This is a genomic window from Mesobacillus jeotgali, from assembly GCF_031759225.1.
GTDB classification, from domain to species: Bacteria; Bacillota; Bacilli; order Bacillales; family Cytobacillaceae; genus Mesobacillus; species Mesobacillus jeotgali_B.
This window is the reverse complement of record NZ_CP134494.1, coordinates 328,522-346,677: the sequence shown is the minus strand read 5'-3', so window position 1 is coordinate 346,677 and position 18,156 is coordinate 328,522. Positions and strand designations below refer to the sequence as shown.

General features: G+C 46.4%; 13 protein-coding genes. All 13 read right to left on the bottom strand.

The window, feature by feature from the left end; all coding sequences use genetic code 11:
* Positions 1-127: 127 nt before the first annotated feature.
* The 13 genes from RH061_RS01805 to RH061_RS01745 all read right to left on the bottom strand — a co-directional run bounded on the left by RH061_RS01805 (position 128) and on the right by RH061_RS01745 (position 18,149).
* On the bottom strand, positions 128-574 hold the full coding sequence (locus RH061_RS01805) for a YueI family protein (RefSeq protein ID WP_311073491.1): 447 nt from the start codon (positions 572-574) through the stop codon (positions 128-130).
* A gap of 537 nt (positions 575-1,111) precedes the next feature.
* Positions 1,112-2,392, bottom strand: coding sequence for an isocitrate lyase (gene aceA / locus RH061_RS01800; protein ID WP_311073489.1), 1,281 nt, complete (start codon positions 2,390-2,392; stop codon positions 1,112-1,114).
* A gap of 45 nt (positions 2,393-2,437) precedes the next feature.
* Positions 2,438-4,033: a malate synthase A gene (aceB, locus tag RH061_RS01795; protein WP_311073488.1), complete on the bottom strand. Its 1,596-nt coding sequence runs from the start codon at positions 4,031-4,033 to the stop codon at positions 2,438-2,440.
* A 333-nt stretch (positions 4,034-4,366) separates the two neighbouring features.
* A complete protein-coding gene (pruA, locus tag RH061_RS01790; RefSeq protein WP_311073486.1) occupies positions 4,367-5,914 on the bottom strand; it encodes an L-glutamate gamma-semialdehyde dehydrogenase in 1,548 nt (515 codons plus the stop codon).
* 547 nt (positions 5,915-6,461) lie between these two features.
* Positions 6,462-7,679 carry a CamS family sex pheromone protein gene (locus tag RH061_RS01785; RefSeq protein ID WP_311073484.1) on the bottom strand — a complete coding sequence of 406 codons (1,218 nt, stop codon included), beginning with the start codon at positions 7,677-7,679 and terminating at the stop codon, positions 6,462-6,464.
* Positions 7,680-7,693: 14 nt separating this feature from the next.
* Positions 7,694-9,700: an NAD-dependent DNA ligase LigA gene (gene ligA, locus RH061_RS01780; RefSeq protein WP_311073483.1), complete on the bottom strand. Its 2,007-nt coding sequence runs from the start codon at positions 9,698-9,700 to the stop codon at positions 7,694-7,696.
* 156 nt (positions 9,701-9,856) lie between these two features.
* Positions 9,857-12,106, bottom strand: coding sequence for a DNA helicase PcrA (gene pcrA, locus RH061_RS01775; protein ID WP_311073481.1), 2,250 nt, complete (start codon positions 12,104-12,106; stop codon positions 9,857-9,859).
* A 73-nt stretch (positions 12,107-12,179) separates the two neighbouring features.
* On the bottom strand, positions 12,180-12,866 hold the full coding sequence (gene pcrB, locus RH061_RS01770; protein WP_311073480.1) for a heptaprenylglyceryl phosphate synthase: 687 nt from the start codon (positions 12,864-12,866) through the stop codon (positions 12,180-12,182).
* Positions 12,867-13,197: 331 nt separating this feature from the next.
* Positions 13,198-13,353 carry a hypothetical protein gene (locus RH061_RS01765; RefSeq protein WP_311073479.1) on the bottom strand — a complete coding sequence of 52 codons (156 nt, stop codon included), beginning with the start codon at positions 13,351-13,353 and terminating at the stop codon, positions 13,198-13,200.
* 241 nt (positions 13,354-13,594) lie between these two features.
* Positions 13,595-14,632 carry a DUF3231 family protein gene (locus tag RH061_RS01760; protein ID WP_311073478.1) on the bottom strand — a complete coding sequence of 346 codons (1,038 nt, stop codon included), beginning with the start codon at positions 14,630-14,632 and terminating at the stop codon, positions 13,595-13,597.
* A 327-nt stretch (positions 14,633-14,959) separates the two neighbouring features.
* Positions 14,960-15,274, bottom strand: coding sequence for a YerC/YecD family TrpR-related protein (locus tag RH061_RS01755; RefSeq protein ID WP_023626236.1), 315 nt, complete (start codon positions 15,272-15,274; stop codon positions 14,960-14,962).
* Positions 15,275-15,304: 30 nt separating this feature from the next.
* On the bottom strand, positions 15,305-16,345 hold the full coding sequence (locus RH061_RS01750; protein WP_311073476.1) for a DUF3048 domain-containing protein: 1,041 nt from the start codon (positions 16,343-16,345) through the stop codon (positions 15,305-15,307).
* A 64-nt stretch (positions 16,346-16,409) separates the two neighbouring features.
* Positions 16,410-18,149: an adenine deaminase C-terminal domain-containing protein gene (locus tag RH061_RS01745; RefSeq protein ID WP_311073475.1), complete on the bottom strand. Its 1,740-nt coding sequence runs from the start codon at positions 18,147-18,149 to the stop codon at positions 16,410-16,412.
* Between the last annotated feature and the right edge of the window lie 7 nt (positions 18,150-18,156).

Sequence of the window (18,156 nt, the reverse complement as noted above, 5' to 3'; positions counted from 1 at the left end):
TTGTTAATTTAATTATAACGACACTCATGTCGTTTTACAACCACTTTTATGAACTTTGGGCTTTTTTTTAAAAAGTAATTTGGAGGCAAAAAAAAAAGAGGCAACCTATAAGGCTGCTCCCTCGTCTCTACTTCCCAAATAACTTCCCAAATCCAGAAAAGAAACCCTTTTTCTTGCTGGCTTGAGCTGTCTGGATCACCGGTTTCTTTTTACCAAGATAAATCTCCTCTTTATCAATCGCATGGTCATGGGCCAAAACAAGTCCGAGCTCGGAATCGTAATCCTTGTTTGTCACGATCGTGAACTCGATGCCCCGCTTTTCAGCCGCTTTAATGTATTCAGATAAATAAGGATATGATATATTTCCATTTAAAAAGAGGTGGGCTTCACGATTTTCATCCATCAGCTGCTCGACCTCAGGTTCAACACCCTTCCTCATCACCTCGCCCTGCGTAAGCGCAATGACCACCCGCTCCCTTAGTGTCGTAAGGAAACGCCGTCTCTCATCCGGCTTAGTCTGTTTTGCACCATGGATCCCCTGCTGCAGATAATCATCCAGTTTACTATCGCTCAACTAAGTCACCCCCTCCACATATACTTGTTTCCGCAATCCTTAAATACACTACAATTTTAACCCAGGCAGTCGTATATGTCCTTTCGGGCACATGTTGCCCCTAACTTGTTACCGAAATCCTCGTTTCCCTGCTTTTTCGGGCACATATTGGCCCCTACTTGTTACCGAAATCCTATATTCCTTGCTTTTTCGGGCACATATTGGCCTTACTTGTTACCGAAATCTTGGGTTTCAGCCCTTTTTGGGTACATCCTTATTCTTCATCATATCGATTCATGTTTTTATTCTTTCCAATTTTTTTAACGTCCGCAATACTAAATCTCCTATTTGCAGATTCACCCTTATATGTATGTTTCCGCCCAAAAGTCTGTGCTAGTTTAAGGTTATCCTATTTTGCACAAAAAAAACCTCCTCTTCAGATAGAAGAGAAGGACACAAATAGGAGAATGCAAGGTTAAAAAATCAAAAACAGTTATGGTAAATCTTCGCCTGAGTTGGAGGGCCCAGGCGAAGAGGTAACCCGTGATAAAAGCTAAATCAAGAAGTAGTGAACTGCGCTTCTTCCGTAGAGCCTTTCAATGCAGTCGTTGATGAAGTTCCTCCGGAAATGACCATTGATACATCATCGAAATAACCTGTTCCGACTTCGCGCTGGTGTCTTGTAGCTGTGTAGCCGTACTGCTCGCTGGCGAATTCAGCCTCCTGAAGCTCGGAGTATGCAGCCATACCGCGCTCTTTGTAGCCGCGGGCCAATTCGAACATGCTGTGGTTCAAGGCGTGGAAGCCTGCTAGTGTAACGAACTGGAACTTGTAGCCCATTTTGCCAAGCTCGACCTGGAATTTCGCGATTGTTTCGTCATCCAGCTTCTTTTTCCAGTTGAATGATGGCGAGCAGTTGTAAGCAAGCAGCTTGCCAGGATACTTCGCATGAATGGCTTCAGCAAAACGGCGAGCTTCATCCAGATCCGGCTCAGAAGTTTCACACCAAACAAGGTCAGCATACGGAGCATAAGCCAAGCCGCGCGCAATTGCCTGGTCAAGGCCAGCCTTCACACGGAAGAATCCTTCAGGCGTCCTCTCCCCTGTGATGAATGGAGCATCGTATGGATCGACATCGCTAGTGATCAAATCTGCCGCATTCGCATCAGTTCGGGCTACAATCAAAGTTGGCGTTCCCATGACATCTGCCGCAAGACGGGCGGCAATCAGGTTGCGGACTGCTGTCTGTGTAGGAAGCAGTACCTTTCCGCCAAGGTGTCCGCATTTCTTTTCAGAAGATAGCTGATCCTCAAAGTGAACGCCTGCTGCGCCTGCTTCAATCATCCCTTTCATCAATTCGAATACATTCAGCTGTCCTCCGAATCCTGCCTCGGCATCAGCCACGATTGGTGCGAACCAGTCGATGGAATCGTCTCCTTCACCATGGGTGATCTGGTCAGCACGCTGCAAAGCTTGATTGATGCGTTTAACAACAGCTGGAACGCTGTTCGCCGGGTACAAACTCTGGTCAGGATACATGTTTCCGGAAAGGTTAGCGTCCGCTGCAACCTGCCAGCCACTCAAGTAGATTGCCTTAAGGCCAGCTTTTACCTGCTGGACAGCCTGGTTCCCAGTTAAAGCTCCAAGAGCGTTAACGAAATCCTCTTCATGTACAAGCTTCCAAAGCTTCTCCGCACCGCGGCGTGCCAGTGTATACTCAATATCAATGGAGCCGCGAAGCTTGATGACATCCTCCGCACTATAAGTTCTTTCCACTCCAGCCCATCTGTTATCCAATTCCCAGCTTTCCTGCAACTGCTTTACACGATCTTGAGTCATTATTTGTTCCTCCTAATGTTTGTTTTATATGAATCTATCAATCTATTAAGCTAAAGCCTGATAGCCAGGCAATGTTAAAAATTCAACGAACTCATCATTTAAAATCAATTCATCAAACATTTCTGCCGCCTGCTCGAATTTCCCATTTTCAAATACCGCTTTGCCGACTTCCAGCTTGATTTTTTCAAGCTCCTCTTCCTTCAGCTCATGGTACATTTCAACCGTCACTTTGCGGCCATCTTCCAGGACTCCTTTTGGATGGCGAATCCATTGCCATAGCTGAGCACGGGAAATCTCCGCTGTTGCCGCATCCTCCATCAGGTTATGGATTGGCGCTGCGCCGCGGCCATTCAGCCAGGAAGCTACATACTGGATGCCGACATTGATGTTCATGCGGACGCCAGCTTCTGTTATAGTCCCTTCTGGTACAGCAAGCAGATCAGCTGCTTTCACTTCAACATCCATCTGCTTTCCAGATTCAATCTGGTTCGGTTCCGGCATCTCTTTGTTGAATGCCTCCATTGCTACAGGAACCAGCCCAGGATGTGCTACCCATGTGCCATCATGGCCGTCGCGGGCTTCGCGTTCTTTATCGGCGCGTACCTTTGCGAATGCTTCTGCATTTGCTTCCTCGTCATTTTTGATTGGGATTTGCGCCGCCATGCCGCCCATTGCCGGAGCTTTGCGGCGGTGGCAGGTCTGGATTGTCAGCAAGGAGTATGACCTCATGAACGGAACCGTCATTGTTACCTGAGAGCGATCCGGTAAAATCACATCATCCTGTGAACGCAGTTTTTTTAGATAGCTGAAAATATAATCCCATCGTCCGCAGTTCAATCCAGCGGAGTGCTCTTTCAGTTCATATAGAATCTCATTCATTTCGAATGAAGCCAGGATTGTTTCAATCAAAACAGTTGCTTTAATCGTTCCCTGTGGTATGCCGAGATGATTCTGTGCATAAACGAACACATCGTTCCATAGGCGCGCTTCTAGGTGGCTCTCCATCTTAGGGAGGTAGAAATATGGGCCTGTGCCCTGCTCTACCAGCTTTTTCGCATTATGGAAAAAGTACATCGCGAAATCGAATAATCCGCCGGAAATCGGTTTGCCATCGAGCAATACATGTTTTTCTTCTAGGTGCCAGCCTCTTGGGCGAACCATTAAAACAGCTGTTTCTTCATTCAGTTGATACTTTTTGCCATTTGCGTTTTCAAAAGAGATCGTCCTGTTCACCGCGTCCCTTAGGTTGATCTGCCCTTCAACAATCGCTTCCCATGTGGGAGAAGTTGAATCCTCGCAGTCCGCCATGAAAATCTTCGCTCCGGAATTGAGCGCATTGATGACCATCTTCCTGTCAGTCGGACCAGTGATTTCAACTCTGCGATCCTGCAGGTCCTTCGGCAGAGGGGCAATTGTCCATTCGCTTTCACGAATGTGCTTTGTCTCTGGCAAAAAGTCCGGAAGCTTTCCTCCGTTAATTTCCTCCTGGCGCTTTTCACGGGCTGCCAGCAACTCTACCCGGCGCTCGCCAAAATGCCTTTCAAGCCGCTCTACAAAATCAAGAGCCTCTGGTGTCAAAATTTCTTCGTATCCTTTTTTCATGCTGCCTACAATTTCAATTCCTGTAGTTTGTGTCGACATTTACTGTCTTCACCCCTTTGTTATAGTACAGTATCGATAACTCTAATATGTATTATATAACAGAAGAATTAGATTGCAACTATTTTGTTAAATTTTTCTGAAAAATTTTTAAAATGGGGCTATAGCCCCTTATTCCATAAATAGGTAAACGGTGCAATTATGCTTATGAAGCGTGCAATTATGTAGTCAGAACGTGCAATTCCTCCTCTTTTCGGTGCAATTAATAGCGGGGACGGTGCGATACCTGGTCTTAACTCTCCAATCAATGTTTGGAAAAGCCATAAAACACAAAAAATCCCCTTCTCACAACGAGAAAGGGATTCTAGGTCTGTATTAGTACATTTCAGAAGTAGTCTTAGCTTGCATGTGAAGAAGCAGATAGTCTGGTCCGCCAGCTTTTGAATCTGTTCCTGACATGTTGAAGCCGCCGAATGGCTGGTAACCTACGATTGCGCCTGTGCAGCCGCGGTTGAAGTAAAGGTTTCCTACATGGAAATCTTCACGTGCCTTCTGGATATTCTCACGGTTGCGAGTGATGACTGCTCCAGTCAGGCCGTATTCCGTGTTGTTCGCGATTTCAAGCGCATGGTCGAAGTCCTTCGCTTTTGCGAAAGCAACAACCGGTCCGAAGATTTCTTCCTGCATGATGCGAGCCTGTGGATCGACATCAGCGAATACTGTCGGCTTGATGAAGTAGCCTTTAGAGCTGTCTCCTTCGCCTCCAGTCATCAAACGGCCTTCTTCCTTGCCAATTTCGATGTAGCTCATGATCTTGTCAAACGCACCCTGGTCGTTTACTGGACCCATGAATGTGCTTTGATCTGTAGGATCATCAAGCTTAAGCTCGTTTGTCAATTCAACGACGCGGTTAAGAACCTGGTCGTATACATCTTCAACGATGACAGCACGTGAACATGCAGAACACTTTTGTCCTGAGAAGCCGAATGCAGAAGCAGTGATTGCTTGAGCAGCCAATTCAAGATCAGCATCTTTGTCAACAACCATTGTGTCTTTTCCGCCCATTTCAGCGATTACGCGCTTAAGCCAGATTTGGCCTTCGCTCAATTTAGAAGCGCGCTCGTAAATACGCAGACCCACATCACGTGAACCTGTGAAGCTTACGAAGCGAGTGTCTTTGTGGTCAACAAGGTAGTCGCCCACTTCTGCGCCGCTTCCTGGTACGAAGTTAAGGACGCCTGCAGGAAGACCTGCTTCTTCCATAACTTCAACAAACTTAGCTGCAACTACTGGAGTTGTAGAAGCCGGCTTCAATAGAACTGTGTTGCCTGTAACGATCGCTGCAACAGTTGTACCAGCCATGATCGCCAATGGGAAGTTCCATGGTGAAATGACGATTCCCACTCCAAGAGGAATGTAATCATAACGGTTATATTCATTTGGACGGCTATTAACTGGCATTCCGTCTTTGATTTTTAGCATTTGGCGGGCATAGTACTCAAGGAAGTCGATTGCTTCAGCTGTATCAGCATCTGCCTCGTTCCATGGCTTACCTGCTTCCTTTGTTAAAAGCGCTGAGAACTCATGCTTGCGGCGGCGAATGATCGCAGCAGCCTTGAATAATACATCTGCACGTGTTTCAGGCTTCACTTTTTTCCAAGTCTTGAACGCTTCAACTGCAGCCTGCATAGCCTTTTCAGCTAAGTCGCGGTTTGCTTTAGAAACACGCCCAATAACTTCTTCTTTATTGGATGGGTTGTAAGATACAATCTTGTCCTCAGTCGAGATTCTCTCTCCGCCGATCACCAAGTCGTAATCCTGGCCAAGATAGCCTTCTACAGTTTTCAATCCTGTTAGGTATCCTTCACGGTTTTCCTCATCTTTAAAATTCGTGAAAGGCTCGTGTTTGTATGGCTGAACCATTCTATCCCCTCCTATGTATTAAAACGTTTTCATTCCTTTCCCATTCTATCATGAGACTCTCATAGTGTTCAATGACAACGTACTAGCAAGTCTTGGATTGCAAATTTTCACAATATTTATTATGGCAATATTGTAATTCAGCCCACTTTATGGCTCGTTTCAGAGTTGGTCGATAAAATTGTGAAAGTGGTCGATATAATCGAAAAAGAAGTCGATATATTTTAAAATCCGCTGATATATTCAAAAATGTGGTCAATATCATCAAATTTTCGCCAATAAAATGATCATAGTAATAAAATCACACAGTGATTCAGCAGGGAATTCCCTTAATCTAGCGAATTTATCTATCATTCAAAAAAGGCATGCACTTACAGACAATCCTTGATATTAAAAAATGCATTTAAAAAGCAAAGACCCCCGGCAGTTTACTTAAACTCAGAGCTTGTATCTTCACATCCCTCCGCCTCCTTAAAAATAGGACGACGAAACAGATAAATACGATACACCATTCCATAAAAAAAAAGCAAAGAGATCCATGCTCTTTGCTTTATTGATAGATATGCACAAATGGTTCGTCCTGGTCTGGCTTTTTCACGATCAGGGCTTCCTGTCCCAGTACAGATGATACGCTGACCTGCACGGAGATATAGTTAGGGAAGTGCTCCATGACCAGTCCTGTTACATACTGGGTGAAACCAATCGCCTCGGCTTCGCCATAAAACTGGATAGGAATCTCGATATTCAACTCTTGCAGCTGGCCATCGAGATAAAAACCTTTGCCGATGACGCCGTTGAAGTTAGGGAAATACTCCTCAACATCCTGCTTGAAGTTCTGGAAGAATGTCAGGTCATCCCTGTGATCCTTCTCGGCTTTTTCTGACGGGAACAGGATGTATTCTTCTTTTATATCCTTCCAGCTGCCGATATTGTTGCTGCCCTGGGAAACTTCTGCATAGGTGAAAAAGTTGCCAGGAACAACAGAGGAGCGGCTTTCCTGTTCAAACAATCCGATCGTAATCGGTACATTTCTCAATTCTTCGATTCCTCTGATCCTGTTGATGACTTCCTGGGCGATTTTCTTCCCTTCCGCTTCAAGAACGGAACGGGAAATATTTTTCTCATACACTGCCCCATATTGTTCTGTTTGATAATAGTGGACAGAATTCAGCGCCAGCCCGATTGCAATGCCGCCAAGCTGGTACGTGTCCTCTTTCCCTGATTGGACGAGATAGTTATGCTCCAGGATATGTGCTAGATAAATAGGATTCTTTTTATTCTGTTCATGGACATCGCCATTCCCAGGTAAAGGAGGATTCAACCCCAAGTTTTTAACTGTAATCTTTTCATTTCTATTTTCTTTTTTTGCCTTAGCCTGTAACTCTTTTTCCTTTGCCTCTACCTGAGCCGGAGTCATTTCACGCTCCAGCCACGATGTTACAGTGCTGCGTTTGAGATACTGGCCTTCTTTAAAAACATATTCATCTGTCGGAAAAGAATTTTGGGCAACCCGCATCAATCCCGTTTCAAACTCGGTGATGTCATATCGGGTATTCAGATTGTTGACGACCATGCCGCGAGCTTCCCCAGGCTCGAACGGCATAATGGTACGGTAATATTTGTCCGAAATTTTATACTTCGGAATAATCGCTTTTTCCTTTGTTTCATCATCCTTCTCCTGGACGACCTCTTCCTGCTTTTGAAAATTAGGGGCGCAGGCCGTCAGCAAAAGGACAAGAGATAGAGCGACCATTGAGAGCTTCCTCATGGCGTGTACACCTCTTATTTATTTAATTCTTCAAGCATTCTCTCCTCGTTCCACACTTCAATCCCCAGGCTTTCGGCTTTTGTCAGCTTCGAACCTGCGTCTTCACCAGCAATGACTAAATCTGTCTTCTTGCTGACGCTGCCGGCTACATTCCCGCCAAGCGCCTCGATTTTTTCTTTTGCTTCGTTTCGGCCCATTTGCTCGAGCTTCCCGGTCAACACGATTGTTTTACCGGCAAAAAATGAATCCGAATCTTCCGCGGTAACCTTCTTAGGTCCTTTGTATTCCATATTGACGCCAACAGCCTTCAGCTCGGAAACCAGTTCCTTCACTTCATCGTTCTCAAAATAAGTGACAATCGAGTCAGCCATTTTGTCGCCGATTTCGTTAATGGCTGTCAATTCATCCTTTGATGCCTGCATCAGTTTGTCCATCGTATCGAATTCCTGGGCCAGTGTCTTCGCGGCTTTTGCACCAACAAGACGGATACCGAGTCCGAACAATAGCTTTTCCAATGAATTATCCTTCGTCGCTTCGATTGCTGACAGCAAGTTATTGACAGACTTCTCGCCCATTCGCTCGAGGGCAAGCAGCTGCTCGCGAGTCAGCTTGTAAATGTCGGCTACATCCTTGATCAACTCTTGTGCAAAAAGCTGGCTGACCACTCTCTCCCCGAGTCCGTCAATGTTCATCGCATCGCGGGAAACGAAGTGGATCAGGCCTTCCCTGATTTGTGCAGGACACTTCGGATTGATACATCGAAGCGCAACTTCACCTTCAATCCTGACAAGCTCGCTGTCACATTCAGGGCATTCAGTAGGCATATGGAACTCAACTTCACTTCCTGTCCGCTGCTCTGCTAGGACATTGACCACTTCCGGAATGATATCTCCGGCTTTTTTGATGACGACCTTGTCACCGATCTTGATGTCTTTTTCGCGGATCAAGTCCTCATTGTGCAAGGAAGCACGGCCAACAGTTGTACCAGCAACCTGTACTGGTTCAAGGATGGCAGTCGGCGTGACGACACCTGTCCGGCCAACACTCAGTTCAATCTCCTTCAAAGTCGTTACGACTTCTTCGGCAGGGAACTTATAGGCGATCGCCCAGCGAGGGCTTTTTGCAGTGGTCCCAAGCTCAGCCTGCTGGTCCAGCGAATCCACCTTGATGACGATCCCATCAATATCATACGGAAGGTCCGGGCGCTTTTCTACCCAGCCGTTTACATAGTCAATGACGCCTTCAATGCTGTCGACTTTACGTCGTTCTTTATTGGTTTTGAATCCGAGCTTTTCCAGATAATCCAGTCCCTCGCTATGTGCGCGAATGCCGGTATCACCGACATTGGCGATTCCATATAGGAACACATCAAGATTCCTGGATGCCGCGATTTTAGGATCAAGCTGGCGAAGGGATCCAGCTGCTGCATTTCGAGGGTTGGCAAATGGTTCTTCTTCGCGTTCTTTCCTTGCTTTATTCAATGCTTCGAATGATTTCTTCGGCATGAACGCCTCACCGCGCACTTCAAGCGAAACCTGATCTTTCAGCCGGATTGGCAAAGAACGAATCGTCTTCAGATTAGACGTAATATCCTCACCTGTCGTTCCATCACCGCGAGTCGCACCTCGGACAAGCAGCCCGTCTTCATAAATAAGCGAAACCGCCAGACCATCAATCTTCAACTCACAAACATAGGAAACATTGTCGCCAACACCCTGGCGGACACGACGGTCAAAATCGCGCAGGTCCTGTTCATCGAAGGCATTTCCCAGGCTCAGCATCGGAATCGCATGCTGCACCTTGTTGAACATCGTTAAAATCTCGCCGCCGACACGCTGTGTAGGAGAGTCAGGAGTCTGCAGTTCAGGGAATTGCTCCTCAATTTCAATCAGTTCCCTCAAAAGCCTGTCATATTCCGCATCCGGAACCGACGGCTGGTCAAGAACATGATACTCATAACTATATTGATTAAGCAGATTTTGCAAATCCTTGGCTTTTTTCTCAGCACTTTGAAAATCCATAAATCCAGCCCTTTCATAAATGAAATGAAAACGAAAAGCGCAAGCGCCTTGTTACCCGCGACAGCTAAAAACGGACAGCTTGTAGGCAGTTGCTGGCCGCATTTTGTTCTGAGGGGCTAGGCGCTGGAGCTAGACAGTAATTTATGTGTAGATTGATTACGCCTTTGTAATCGGTGCAAACTTGGCCAGCAATCGTTTGATTCCGGTTGGGCTTGGGAATGCAATATCAAGCTCTGTGCCTTCTCCCGACCCTTTTACGCTGACAACGGTTCCTGTTCCCCACTTGCCATGCTGAGCTTTGTCGCCAACCTTCCAATCGATGCCTTCGCCTCCGCTTGCAGCTGCGACCGGACGGGAAACAGCTCCGCGAGTTGGCATGGACGGTCTTGCTGAAGTGCCTGGTCTCCCACCGCCAGCTGCTGGTCTGCCTCCGCTTGTTGGTGCAGGTCTTCTGACTTTTGGAACAGCGTCTTCAACCAAATCAGCTGGTATTTCCTTAATGAACCGTGATTCCGGATTCATATTCGTACGGCCGAAAAGGGTACGCATCTGGGCATTCGTAATGAAAAGCTCCTCCTCGGCACGGGTGATTCCCACGTAGGCAAGACGGCGTTCTTCCTCCATCTCATCCTCCTCCATCAATGAGCGGCTGTGCGGGAATACCCCTTCTTCCATTCCAATCAGGAAGACAACCGGGAACTCAAGTCCCTTCGCTGAGTGCAATGTCATTAAAGTGACGAAATCTGTTTTTTGCTCGCCATCATCGTCGAGACGGTCAATATCAGCGACAAGCGCCAAATCCGTCAGGAACGCGACAAGACTTTTATCTTCACTGCTTTCTTCAAAGCTCTTTGTAACGGTTAAAAACTCATCTATATTTTCAAGTCTGCTCTGTGATTCCAGCGATTTTTCCGCCTTAAGCATGTCACGGTAGCCTGTTTTATCGAGAACTTCCTCCACCAGCTCCGTCACAGAAAGGTATTCCTGCTGGTGTGTGTAATTGCTGATCAGGTTGCGGAATTCAGCCGCTGCCTTCTCCGCTTTCGGGCTGAGGCCGATCATTTCAATCGTCTCCAGCGCCTGAAACATCGACAGATCATGCATGGTTGCGAAGTTGGCGATTTTATCAATCGAAGTCGAACCGATCGCGCGCTTCGGAACATTGATGATCCTCTGCAAGCTGATGTCATCATCAGGATTCGAAATCAAACGAAGATAAGCAAGGATGTCCTTGATTTCTTTTCTGTCATAGAACTTGATGCCGCCGACAATCGAGTAATCGATGTTCGACTTCAGGAAAGATTCCTCGATTACACGTGACTGGGCGTTCGTACGATAGAGAATCGCGATATCAGACAGCTTGCGGCCATTGCGAACCTGTTCCTGGATTTTGCCGATAACGAACTGAGCCTCGCCCTGTTCACTGTCCGCGCGATAGTACAAGATTTTGTTGCCCTCTGGGTTTTCTGTCCAAAGGTTCTTCGGCTTGCGGTTCATATTGTTCTGGATGACCATATTCGCAGCCAGCAAAATCTTTTTCGTCGAGCGATAGTTTTGCTCGAGCAAAATCACACTTGCCCTTGGGTAGTCCTTTTCAAATGAAAGGATGTTCGTGATATCCGCACCGCGCCAGCGATAGATCGACTGGTCAGAATCACCGACAACACATAGGTTCTGGAATCGTTGCGCGAGCAATTTGACCAGCATGTATTGTGCCCTGTTCGTATCCTGGTACTCATCGACATGGATGTACTGGAATTTGCGCTGGTAGTACTCCAGCACTTCCGGCACGCGGATGAACAGTGTGATCGTCGTCATGATCAGGTCATCGAAATCAAGCGCGTTATTCTTGCGAAGCCTGCGCTGGTACTCCGTATACACATCGCTGACCTTCTGGGAAAAATAATCCCCCGCCGTCTTCGCATATTCCTCAGGAGTAATCAATTCATTCTTCGCCGAGCTGATCGTTCCAAGAATCGCACGAGGATCATATTTTTTCGGATCCATATTCTTGTCCTTCAAAATCGACTTGATGACTGATTGCTGGTCAGTCGAATCAAGGATCGTGAAGTTTCGGTTGTAGCCGAGACGGTCGATGTCCCTGCGCAAAATCCGCACACACATCGAGTGGAAAGTTGAAATCCAGATATCCTCTGCCGCTCCGCCCATCATCTTCTGGATCCTCTCGCGCATCTCGCGCGCTGCTTTATTCGTAAACGTAATCGCAAGGATGTTATAAGGGTTTACCCCTTTTTCCACCATTAAATACGCAATTCTATGTGTTAAAACTCTTGTTTTACCAGAGCCGGCGCCAGCCATTAAGAGCAGCGGTCCATCCACTGTCCTGACAGCCTTCTGCTGCTCCGGGTTCAAGCCATTCAATAATTTATCCGTTAAAAATTGCACACTCGTCACCACCATACAAACATTTGTTCTTATTTTATCTCAAAACAATGTAACAAACAACTTGTCCTATCATCTATTTTTTCACAGCAGCTACGGTCTTCAATGCCTCGTCAAGATTGCTGTACACAACATTCCCGACCACGATGACATTGGCATGCCTGGACATCTCTTCTGCCTGCTTTGCTGTTTCGATCCCGCCGCCGTAAAAGAGGACCGTGTTTTCGAGCACACCTTTGGCTGCTTCCACATATTCAGGATTCCCATATGTCCCGCTGTATTCCAAATAAAAAATCGGCAGGTTGAACATCTTCTCCGCCATCATCGCATATGCCCGTACATCCTCGATCGAAAGCTCGGTCTTCGCGTCAGTCAGCTTTGCCGCCTTGCAATCAGGATTCAGGATGCAATAGCCTTCCATTTTCAGCTCATCCCAATCCATCAGGTCGCCATACTCCTTGACCGCTTCATGGTGCAGGCCTGTGATCCACTGCGGATTGCCGCTATTCAGCACCGTCGGGATAAAATAAAAGTCGAATCCCGGCGTGATCGAATCAATCGTCGAAACCTCAAGAATGCATGGAACCGTGTAACGACGTACTCGGGACATCAAATCAAGGACTCCTTCAAGAGTGACTCCATCCGTGCCCCCGACCATGATCGCGTCTGTTCCAGATTCGCAAATTCTATCTAATTCTTCATCAGTTATCTCTTTATTTGGATCGAGTTTGAACACATGTCTCCACTCGCGAACATCGTACATCCCTGAATTGCCCCCATTCTATCTATCCATTCCACCATTATAGCATTTGTTGTGTATATATAAAAAAGGAAACATGTGAGAAAAGCGCAAGCGCCTTAGTCAGCCCCGACAAGCGCTGGAGGGTCGACTGGTGAAGTCGTTCTTTGACTTCATTGGGCGGACCGAAGCGACTCGAGCTGCTCAAAGCTAACGCTTCTCGCAAGATACTCGAGGAGCATAATCAGGGATGAAAACTGGCTAGGCGCTGGAGCTGGACACTTATCTAAGTGAGAAATATATCTATATATGTAGAAAAAAGCGTCCCGTATGGTGGAACGCTTTTGGTGAAAAATCATAAATCACGGTGCTCGTATTGCTCGGTGAATAATCGTGAAAAAACATAGAAGCTGATTCCGCTGACAATCAGTGCCAGATAAATAGGGTCAAGCCCGAAGAAGCTGATGAACTCCTTTTCGCCAAGATAGACTGCGAGACTTCCAAGAAACAAGGATGCCAGACTGCCCGCCGGGGTCGCTTTTTTATACTAACTTCGTTTTTCGATTTTTTTTGGCGAAAATCAAATTTTATTGGCGATTTTCATTTTTTATTGGCGATTCTTCAGTTTTATTGGCGAACTGGAAAATATCATTGTTTTTTTCCAATTACCTTTTGCGCAGATTGTTGAATGTGACTATTCAGATACAACAACCTCGAATGCAAAAAAGCCTGCATCTGCAGGCTTCTGTATTCTATTCTGACGCAAGTTTTCCCCTGTCTGCGGCATGTGGCGGCTGCTCCAGCCACCCATGCCTGATCAGGATTTCCGCGGCATCCTCTGCAAATAAGGCGACATTCATCAGGGCTTTTCCATATAACAGGCCGATATCCTTCCGACCGTTGACCGCCATTGAGTTTCCCATCGATCTGATCTTCATGGCGAACATGTCCGCTTTATGGCTAAGCATCAATTTATCGGAATAAGGGGAAACCGTTGAATTGGTCACCAAATGATCCAATAAGGCAGGTGACGGCAGATTTTCCTTATGAAGCTTTGCCTTGAACTGCTCCACCATTTTATCAGTCATTTCGATTCCTTTGATGAAAAAATCACGCACCTGCTGCGTTCTTGCCACCTGGCTAAAACCGATTAACAACGCTTTGCTGGTAACATTGTTTTCAATGTTGTCATACAGATGAGTCACCTCGAGGGCATGAAGCGGCCGGAGATTATGACCAAACCCATCCAGATAACTCTTGTTTTCGACGAAATCGATTTTTTCCGGATTCGGAAGGACAGGCGGTTTGATAATAAAACCTTTGTCCATCAAGAGGCCGTTGATCTGGGCCAGGAGTTCCGTCGTCATCATGCCGCAATGAATAAAAAACTCCCTGATATCCAGCCTCATCACTAACGGAAGGGCAATGGCATAGATGCTCAGCCCCGCCTTTGCAGCATACTTCAAGTAATGGACATAGAACTCATCCTCAAATAAACGCGGTGCTGCTGAATTTAAGTCCTGATCCGTATACCCCTGAGGCACAGGGAAATTTTCATTTTCCATAAAAAATTTGATTTTCTCCATAAAATCCTCGGTAAGCCCCTTCGCATTCTCAAGCAGCGTTTTAATCTCTTCATCCTCCACATGCTGAAGGAAGTGACTGATAATCTTCTGCGAAAGGCTATTGCCCATATATGTTGCCCAAAGCTTTGCCATTTCCACTGAGGTGAACTTTTCTTTTGGACTTACCTTGCTTGTATCAAACTGAATTGGCTTCAACGATTCCATAATTAACCCCTTACCCGTATTTTTCATTAGTTTTTTGCTGGATTGGCAATCTTATACGAGCAGTTTTGGGTAATTCAATCGAAACGGTCCGCGAATGCAGATTCTAGAGTGAACTTTTTAGCGCTCATCTTTATCAATAGCGAAGAAATTATTAATATTGCGATAATCTGATTTATATAGCGAAATTTTCATTTATATAGCGACTTCTCCATTTATATAGCGACTTTTTCATTTTTATAGCGAATTGGAAATTATCCGTGTTTTTTCCCAGTTATCTCACGCCACAAAAAAGAACGGAACCACATCCGGTTCCGTCCTCATCTAAAACTATTTCGCTTTCTCAGCGTTTTCCTGTTCTTTCAATCTTTCTAGCGCCATTTCGTACGCATCGTTTCCATAGTTCAGGCAGCGTTTGACACGGGAAATCGTTGCCGTGCTCGCGCCTGTTTCTGTCTCGATTTTATGATAAGTCTTGCCCTCACGAAGCATGCGGGCAACTTCAAGGCGCTGTGCTAGTGACTGAATTTCGTTCACTGTCGCCAGATCGTCGAAGAAGCGGTATGCCTCATCGAGATCTTTCAGCGATAGAATCGCCTTGAATAGTTGATCGAGCTCTTTTCCTCTAAGTTTATCAATTTGCATATAGTTTACCCCTTATTTCGCTCAAATTTGTTATTGTTGAGAGTCGAATGAGACATCGCTGATTGATGGGACAATGTTGATCCATGTTTTCCCGGGAACGAAACCAGCTCTTGCTCCATCCTTATAGGGGACGATCCTGCCAGCTTCATTTTTCCATTGTATCTCATTCACTTTGCCTTTTTGGAACAGATAACCCTTGCCGCCAGATTCCATATCAATCACCCTGCGCCCAGCATCATCGACTACACGATGATCCATTTGCACGACAAGGATGTTGTCGAGCAGAACAGGATCCTTGGATTCCAAATCAACACTTTCTTCACTGCCGTTAAAACGGTGGTACTTTTGCTCATCTGCGTTGTACTCGTAGATTAAATCGAACGACGGCGAACCGTACTTCACCATGAACTCCTCGGCTGGAGTACCTTCAAGACCTTCAGCTTCCTCACTGCTCAAGAATACTGCAGGAGCCGGTGCTTCATCAAGTGCGTAGCCTCTCGTTTCTGCCCCCTTTACAATGTTCTTATAGGTGATATAAGAATTATGAGGCGCTTTACGGAAATCGGCCCGTTTGAACAATGTTCCATCATATTGCATTCCGTTGATGTTATCGATCATTCCGCGTTCAAGCATATCCTTCGCTTCAGGGCTGTAGCCATGGGCGATGAAAAAGCTGTCAAACCCGGATGCCAGGTCGATGAAGTATTCCCTCGCACTGCGGACCGGTCCTATTTTTTCTGGCTGCTCACTTTGAAAAATCGCAACGAACCTTGTCACATCTCCTTCCGCGAGAACCTCGTGGACGACATCCGCTTTATGAAGACCAGATTGAGGCCGTGCCTTTGGATGGTTATTGACCACCACGGCCACCGCCCTGTCAGTGCTCTCTTCAGCAGTACCCACCCCTGTCAGCGGGAATTGATATGGAAGCTCCTCCGGTGCAGAAACCTCATCTACTTCTATTTCTTTTTCTTTATGTTCTGTTGCTTCTTTTTTCTCTGTCTCTTTACTGCTGCATCCGGCCGTAAGCACAATGGCGGCCGCCAGCACAGCGATCCATTTTTTTCTCATTTTCGCCACCCCTTGAACTCCAAGTTCCTTCATGGCTGTCTATGTCTAGATGCACTGTTATATTTTAACGCATTATCGTTGGAAAGAGTATCGTTTTTTTCATCACATCATAGATACCCTCCTGCGTGATCCGGATATAAGGTAAATGCGTTGAACTGAAGAATAGTAGTGAATAAATCGGATCGGCGAATTTATAGCCTTTCTCCTTTAAATAGCCAAGAAGCTTCTTCTCCTCCGCCATCAGTTCCGTCACAGGATGACTCGACATGATGCCCTGAAGCCTTAATGGAATTTCCTTGACAGGCACGCTGTTTTCACAGGCAACAATGCCACCGCCAAGCTCCTTCATCCGGTTAAAAGCAGCAATCATATCGGGCTTGCTTTTGCCAATCAGAATGATGTCGCCAGTATTGGAGAACGAGCTTGCCAGCCCCTGCAAATCAGTGGCAAACCCTTTCAGCATCGTATTGATGCGCCATTTTCCCTGACGGTCGATCAGCATGAAAAAGCACTCATCATGGTTCGAGGACAGCTCTTCATCAGAGACATCAATCGAAATGGAATACGGCTTCGTAATGACCGAATTCTCCATCTTGATCCCGAAAGGCATCGAGAATTGAAGGTCGTCCACCGTCAGGTCCCAATCGATACTAAGCGGCTCGAAACCCATTTGATTCCAGTCCAACTCTTTAGCTGCATCGATTGCTTCACCATCACGCTTCACCCACTGTCCTTTTGCCAGCACGGACACAGGTGTCGGGTTCATTTCATCACTTAAAATATTGATGTTCGCCACCCGGCCTGTCGCAATATTGCCGTGAAGATGCTCGAAATTATAATAACGCGCCACGTTAATCGTCGCCATATTGTAGGCATCAATTACGGGAACGCCTTTTTCAATCGCAATACGGATCAATTCATCGATGACGCCATTTTCATAAAAGGCAGTAGATGCTCCGTCCGTTGTCATCATAAAACGGTCGTACACCGCGATATCCAGTTCATGGATCTCATCGAGCAGCTTCGGCAAATCCGGTCTGATCGACGAATGCCTTAAAGACACCATGTATCCCTGCAACAGCCTTCTGCGAACTTCCTCGCCAGTCATCGCCTCATGGTCACAATCGGCGCCGAACAGCATCATTTTTGCCAGCGTCTTTTCCGATGCACCTGGGAAATGCCCCTCGATCTTCTTGTGATGGCGCTTCGTTTCCTGCATCCAATGAAGGATCATGTCGTCGCCATTCATCAGCTTCGGCCAGCACGTCAGCTCCCCGCCCTGGACGACATTCTCATGCTCAAGCCATGCCCTCACATTACTGTTCGAGAAAACTTCCTCCTCGTGCTGGATTTCGGTCTGCGCATCAAAACGGCACCACCAGTACATCGTGACTGGATTGTCATTCAGCTCATTGATAAAAGAAAACGCTTTCTTTTTACCTAATTGTAAAGCCAGTACCATATTGTCATTGATCAGTGTCGTCGTCCCCGTCTGCGATGCATAGGCAGCGAAAGAATGGGGATTATAAAGTTGAAATGGATGGGCATGAGGTTCAATGTAGCCCGGCACCAGTTTCATTCCGGTGCAATCCACTATTTCACATTGCTTTGTATTTTCAGGCAGGTTTTCACCAACATACACAATCCTGTCATTGTAAATCCAAATGTTCGCAGTCATCCACTTGCGGAATGTCTGGTTCAAATATGTCGCATTCTTCAATAAGACCGTCGGTGAAAGGGTGCCGTCCAAAACAGCAGCATGGTCGCGCAATTGTTTGTTTTTCCATCGATAACGTTGTTCCATACCATGT

Bases quoted from the DNA above. Each gene is read 5' to 3' on its own strand.
- aceA (WP_311073489.1), bottom strand. From the start codon at position 2,392: ATGACTCAAGATCGTGTAAAGCAGTTGCAGGAAAGCTGGGAATTGGAT.
- aceB (WP_311073488.1), bottom strand. From the start codon at position 4,033: ATGTCGACACAAACTACAGGAATTGAAATTGTAGGCAGCATGAAAAAA.
- pruA (WP_311073486.1), bottom strand. From the start codon at position 5,914: ATGGTTCAGCCATACAAACACGAGCCTTTCACGAATTTTAAAGATGAG.
- RH061_RS01785 (WP_311073484.1), bottom strand. From the start codon at position 7,679: ATGAGGAAGCTCTCAATGGTCGCTCTATCTCTTGTCCTTTTGCTGACG.
- ligA (WP_311073483.1), bottom strand. From the start codon at position 9,700: ATGGATTTTCAAAGTGCTGAGAAAAAAGCCAAGGATTTGCAAAATCTG.
- pcrB (WP_311073480.1), bottom strand. From the start codon at position 12,866: ATGTACGATGTTCGCGAGTGGAGACATGTGTTCAAACTCGATCCAAAT.
- RH061_RS01760 (WP_311073478.1), bottom strand. From the start codon at position 14,632: ATGGAATCGTTGAAGCCAATTCAGTTTGATACAAGCAAGGTAAGTCCA.
- RH061_RS01755 (WP_023626236.1), bottom strand. From the start codon at position 15,274: ATGCAAATTGATAAACTTAGAGGAAAAGAGCTCGATCAACTATTCAAG.
- RH061_RS01750 (WP_311073476.1), bottom strand. From the start codon at position 16,345: ATGAGAAAAAAATGGATCGCTGTGCTGGCGGCCGCCATTGTGCTTACG.
- RH061_RS01745 (WP_311073475.1), bottom strand. From the start codon at position 18,149: ATGGAACAACGTTATCGATGGAAAAACAAACAATTGCGCGACCATGCT.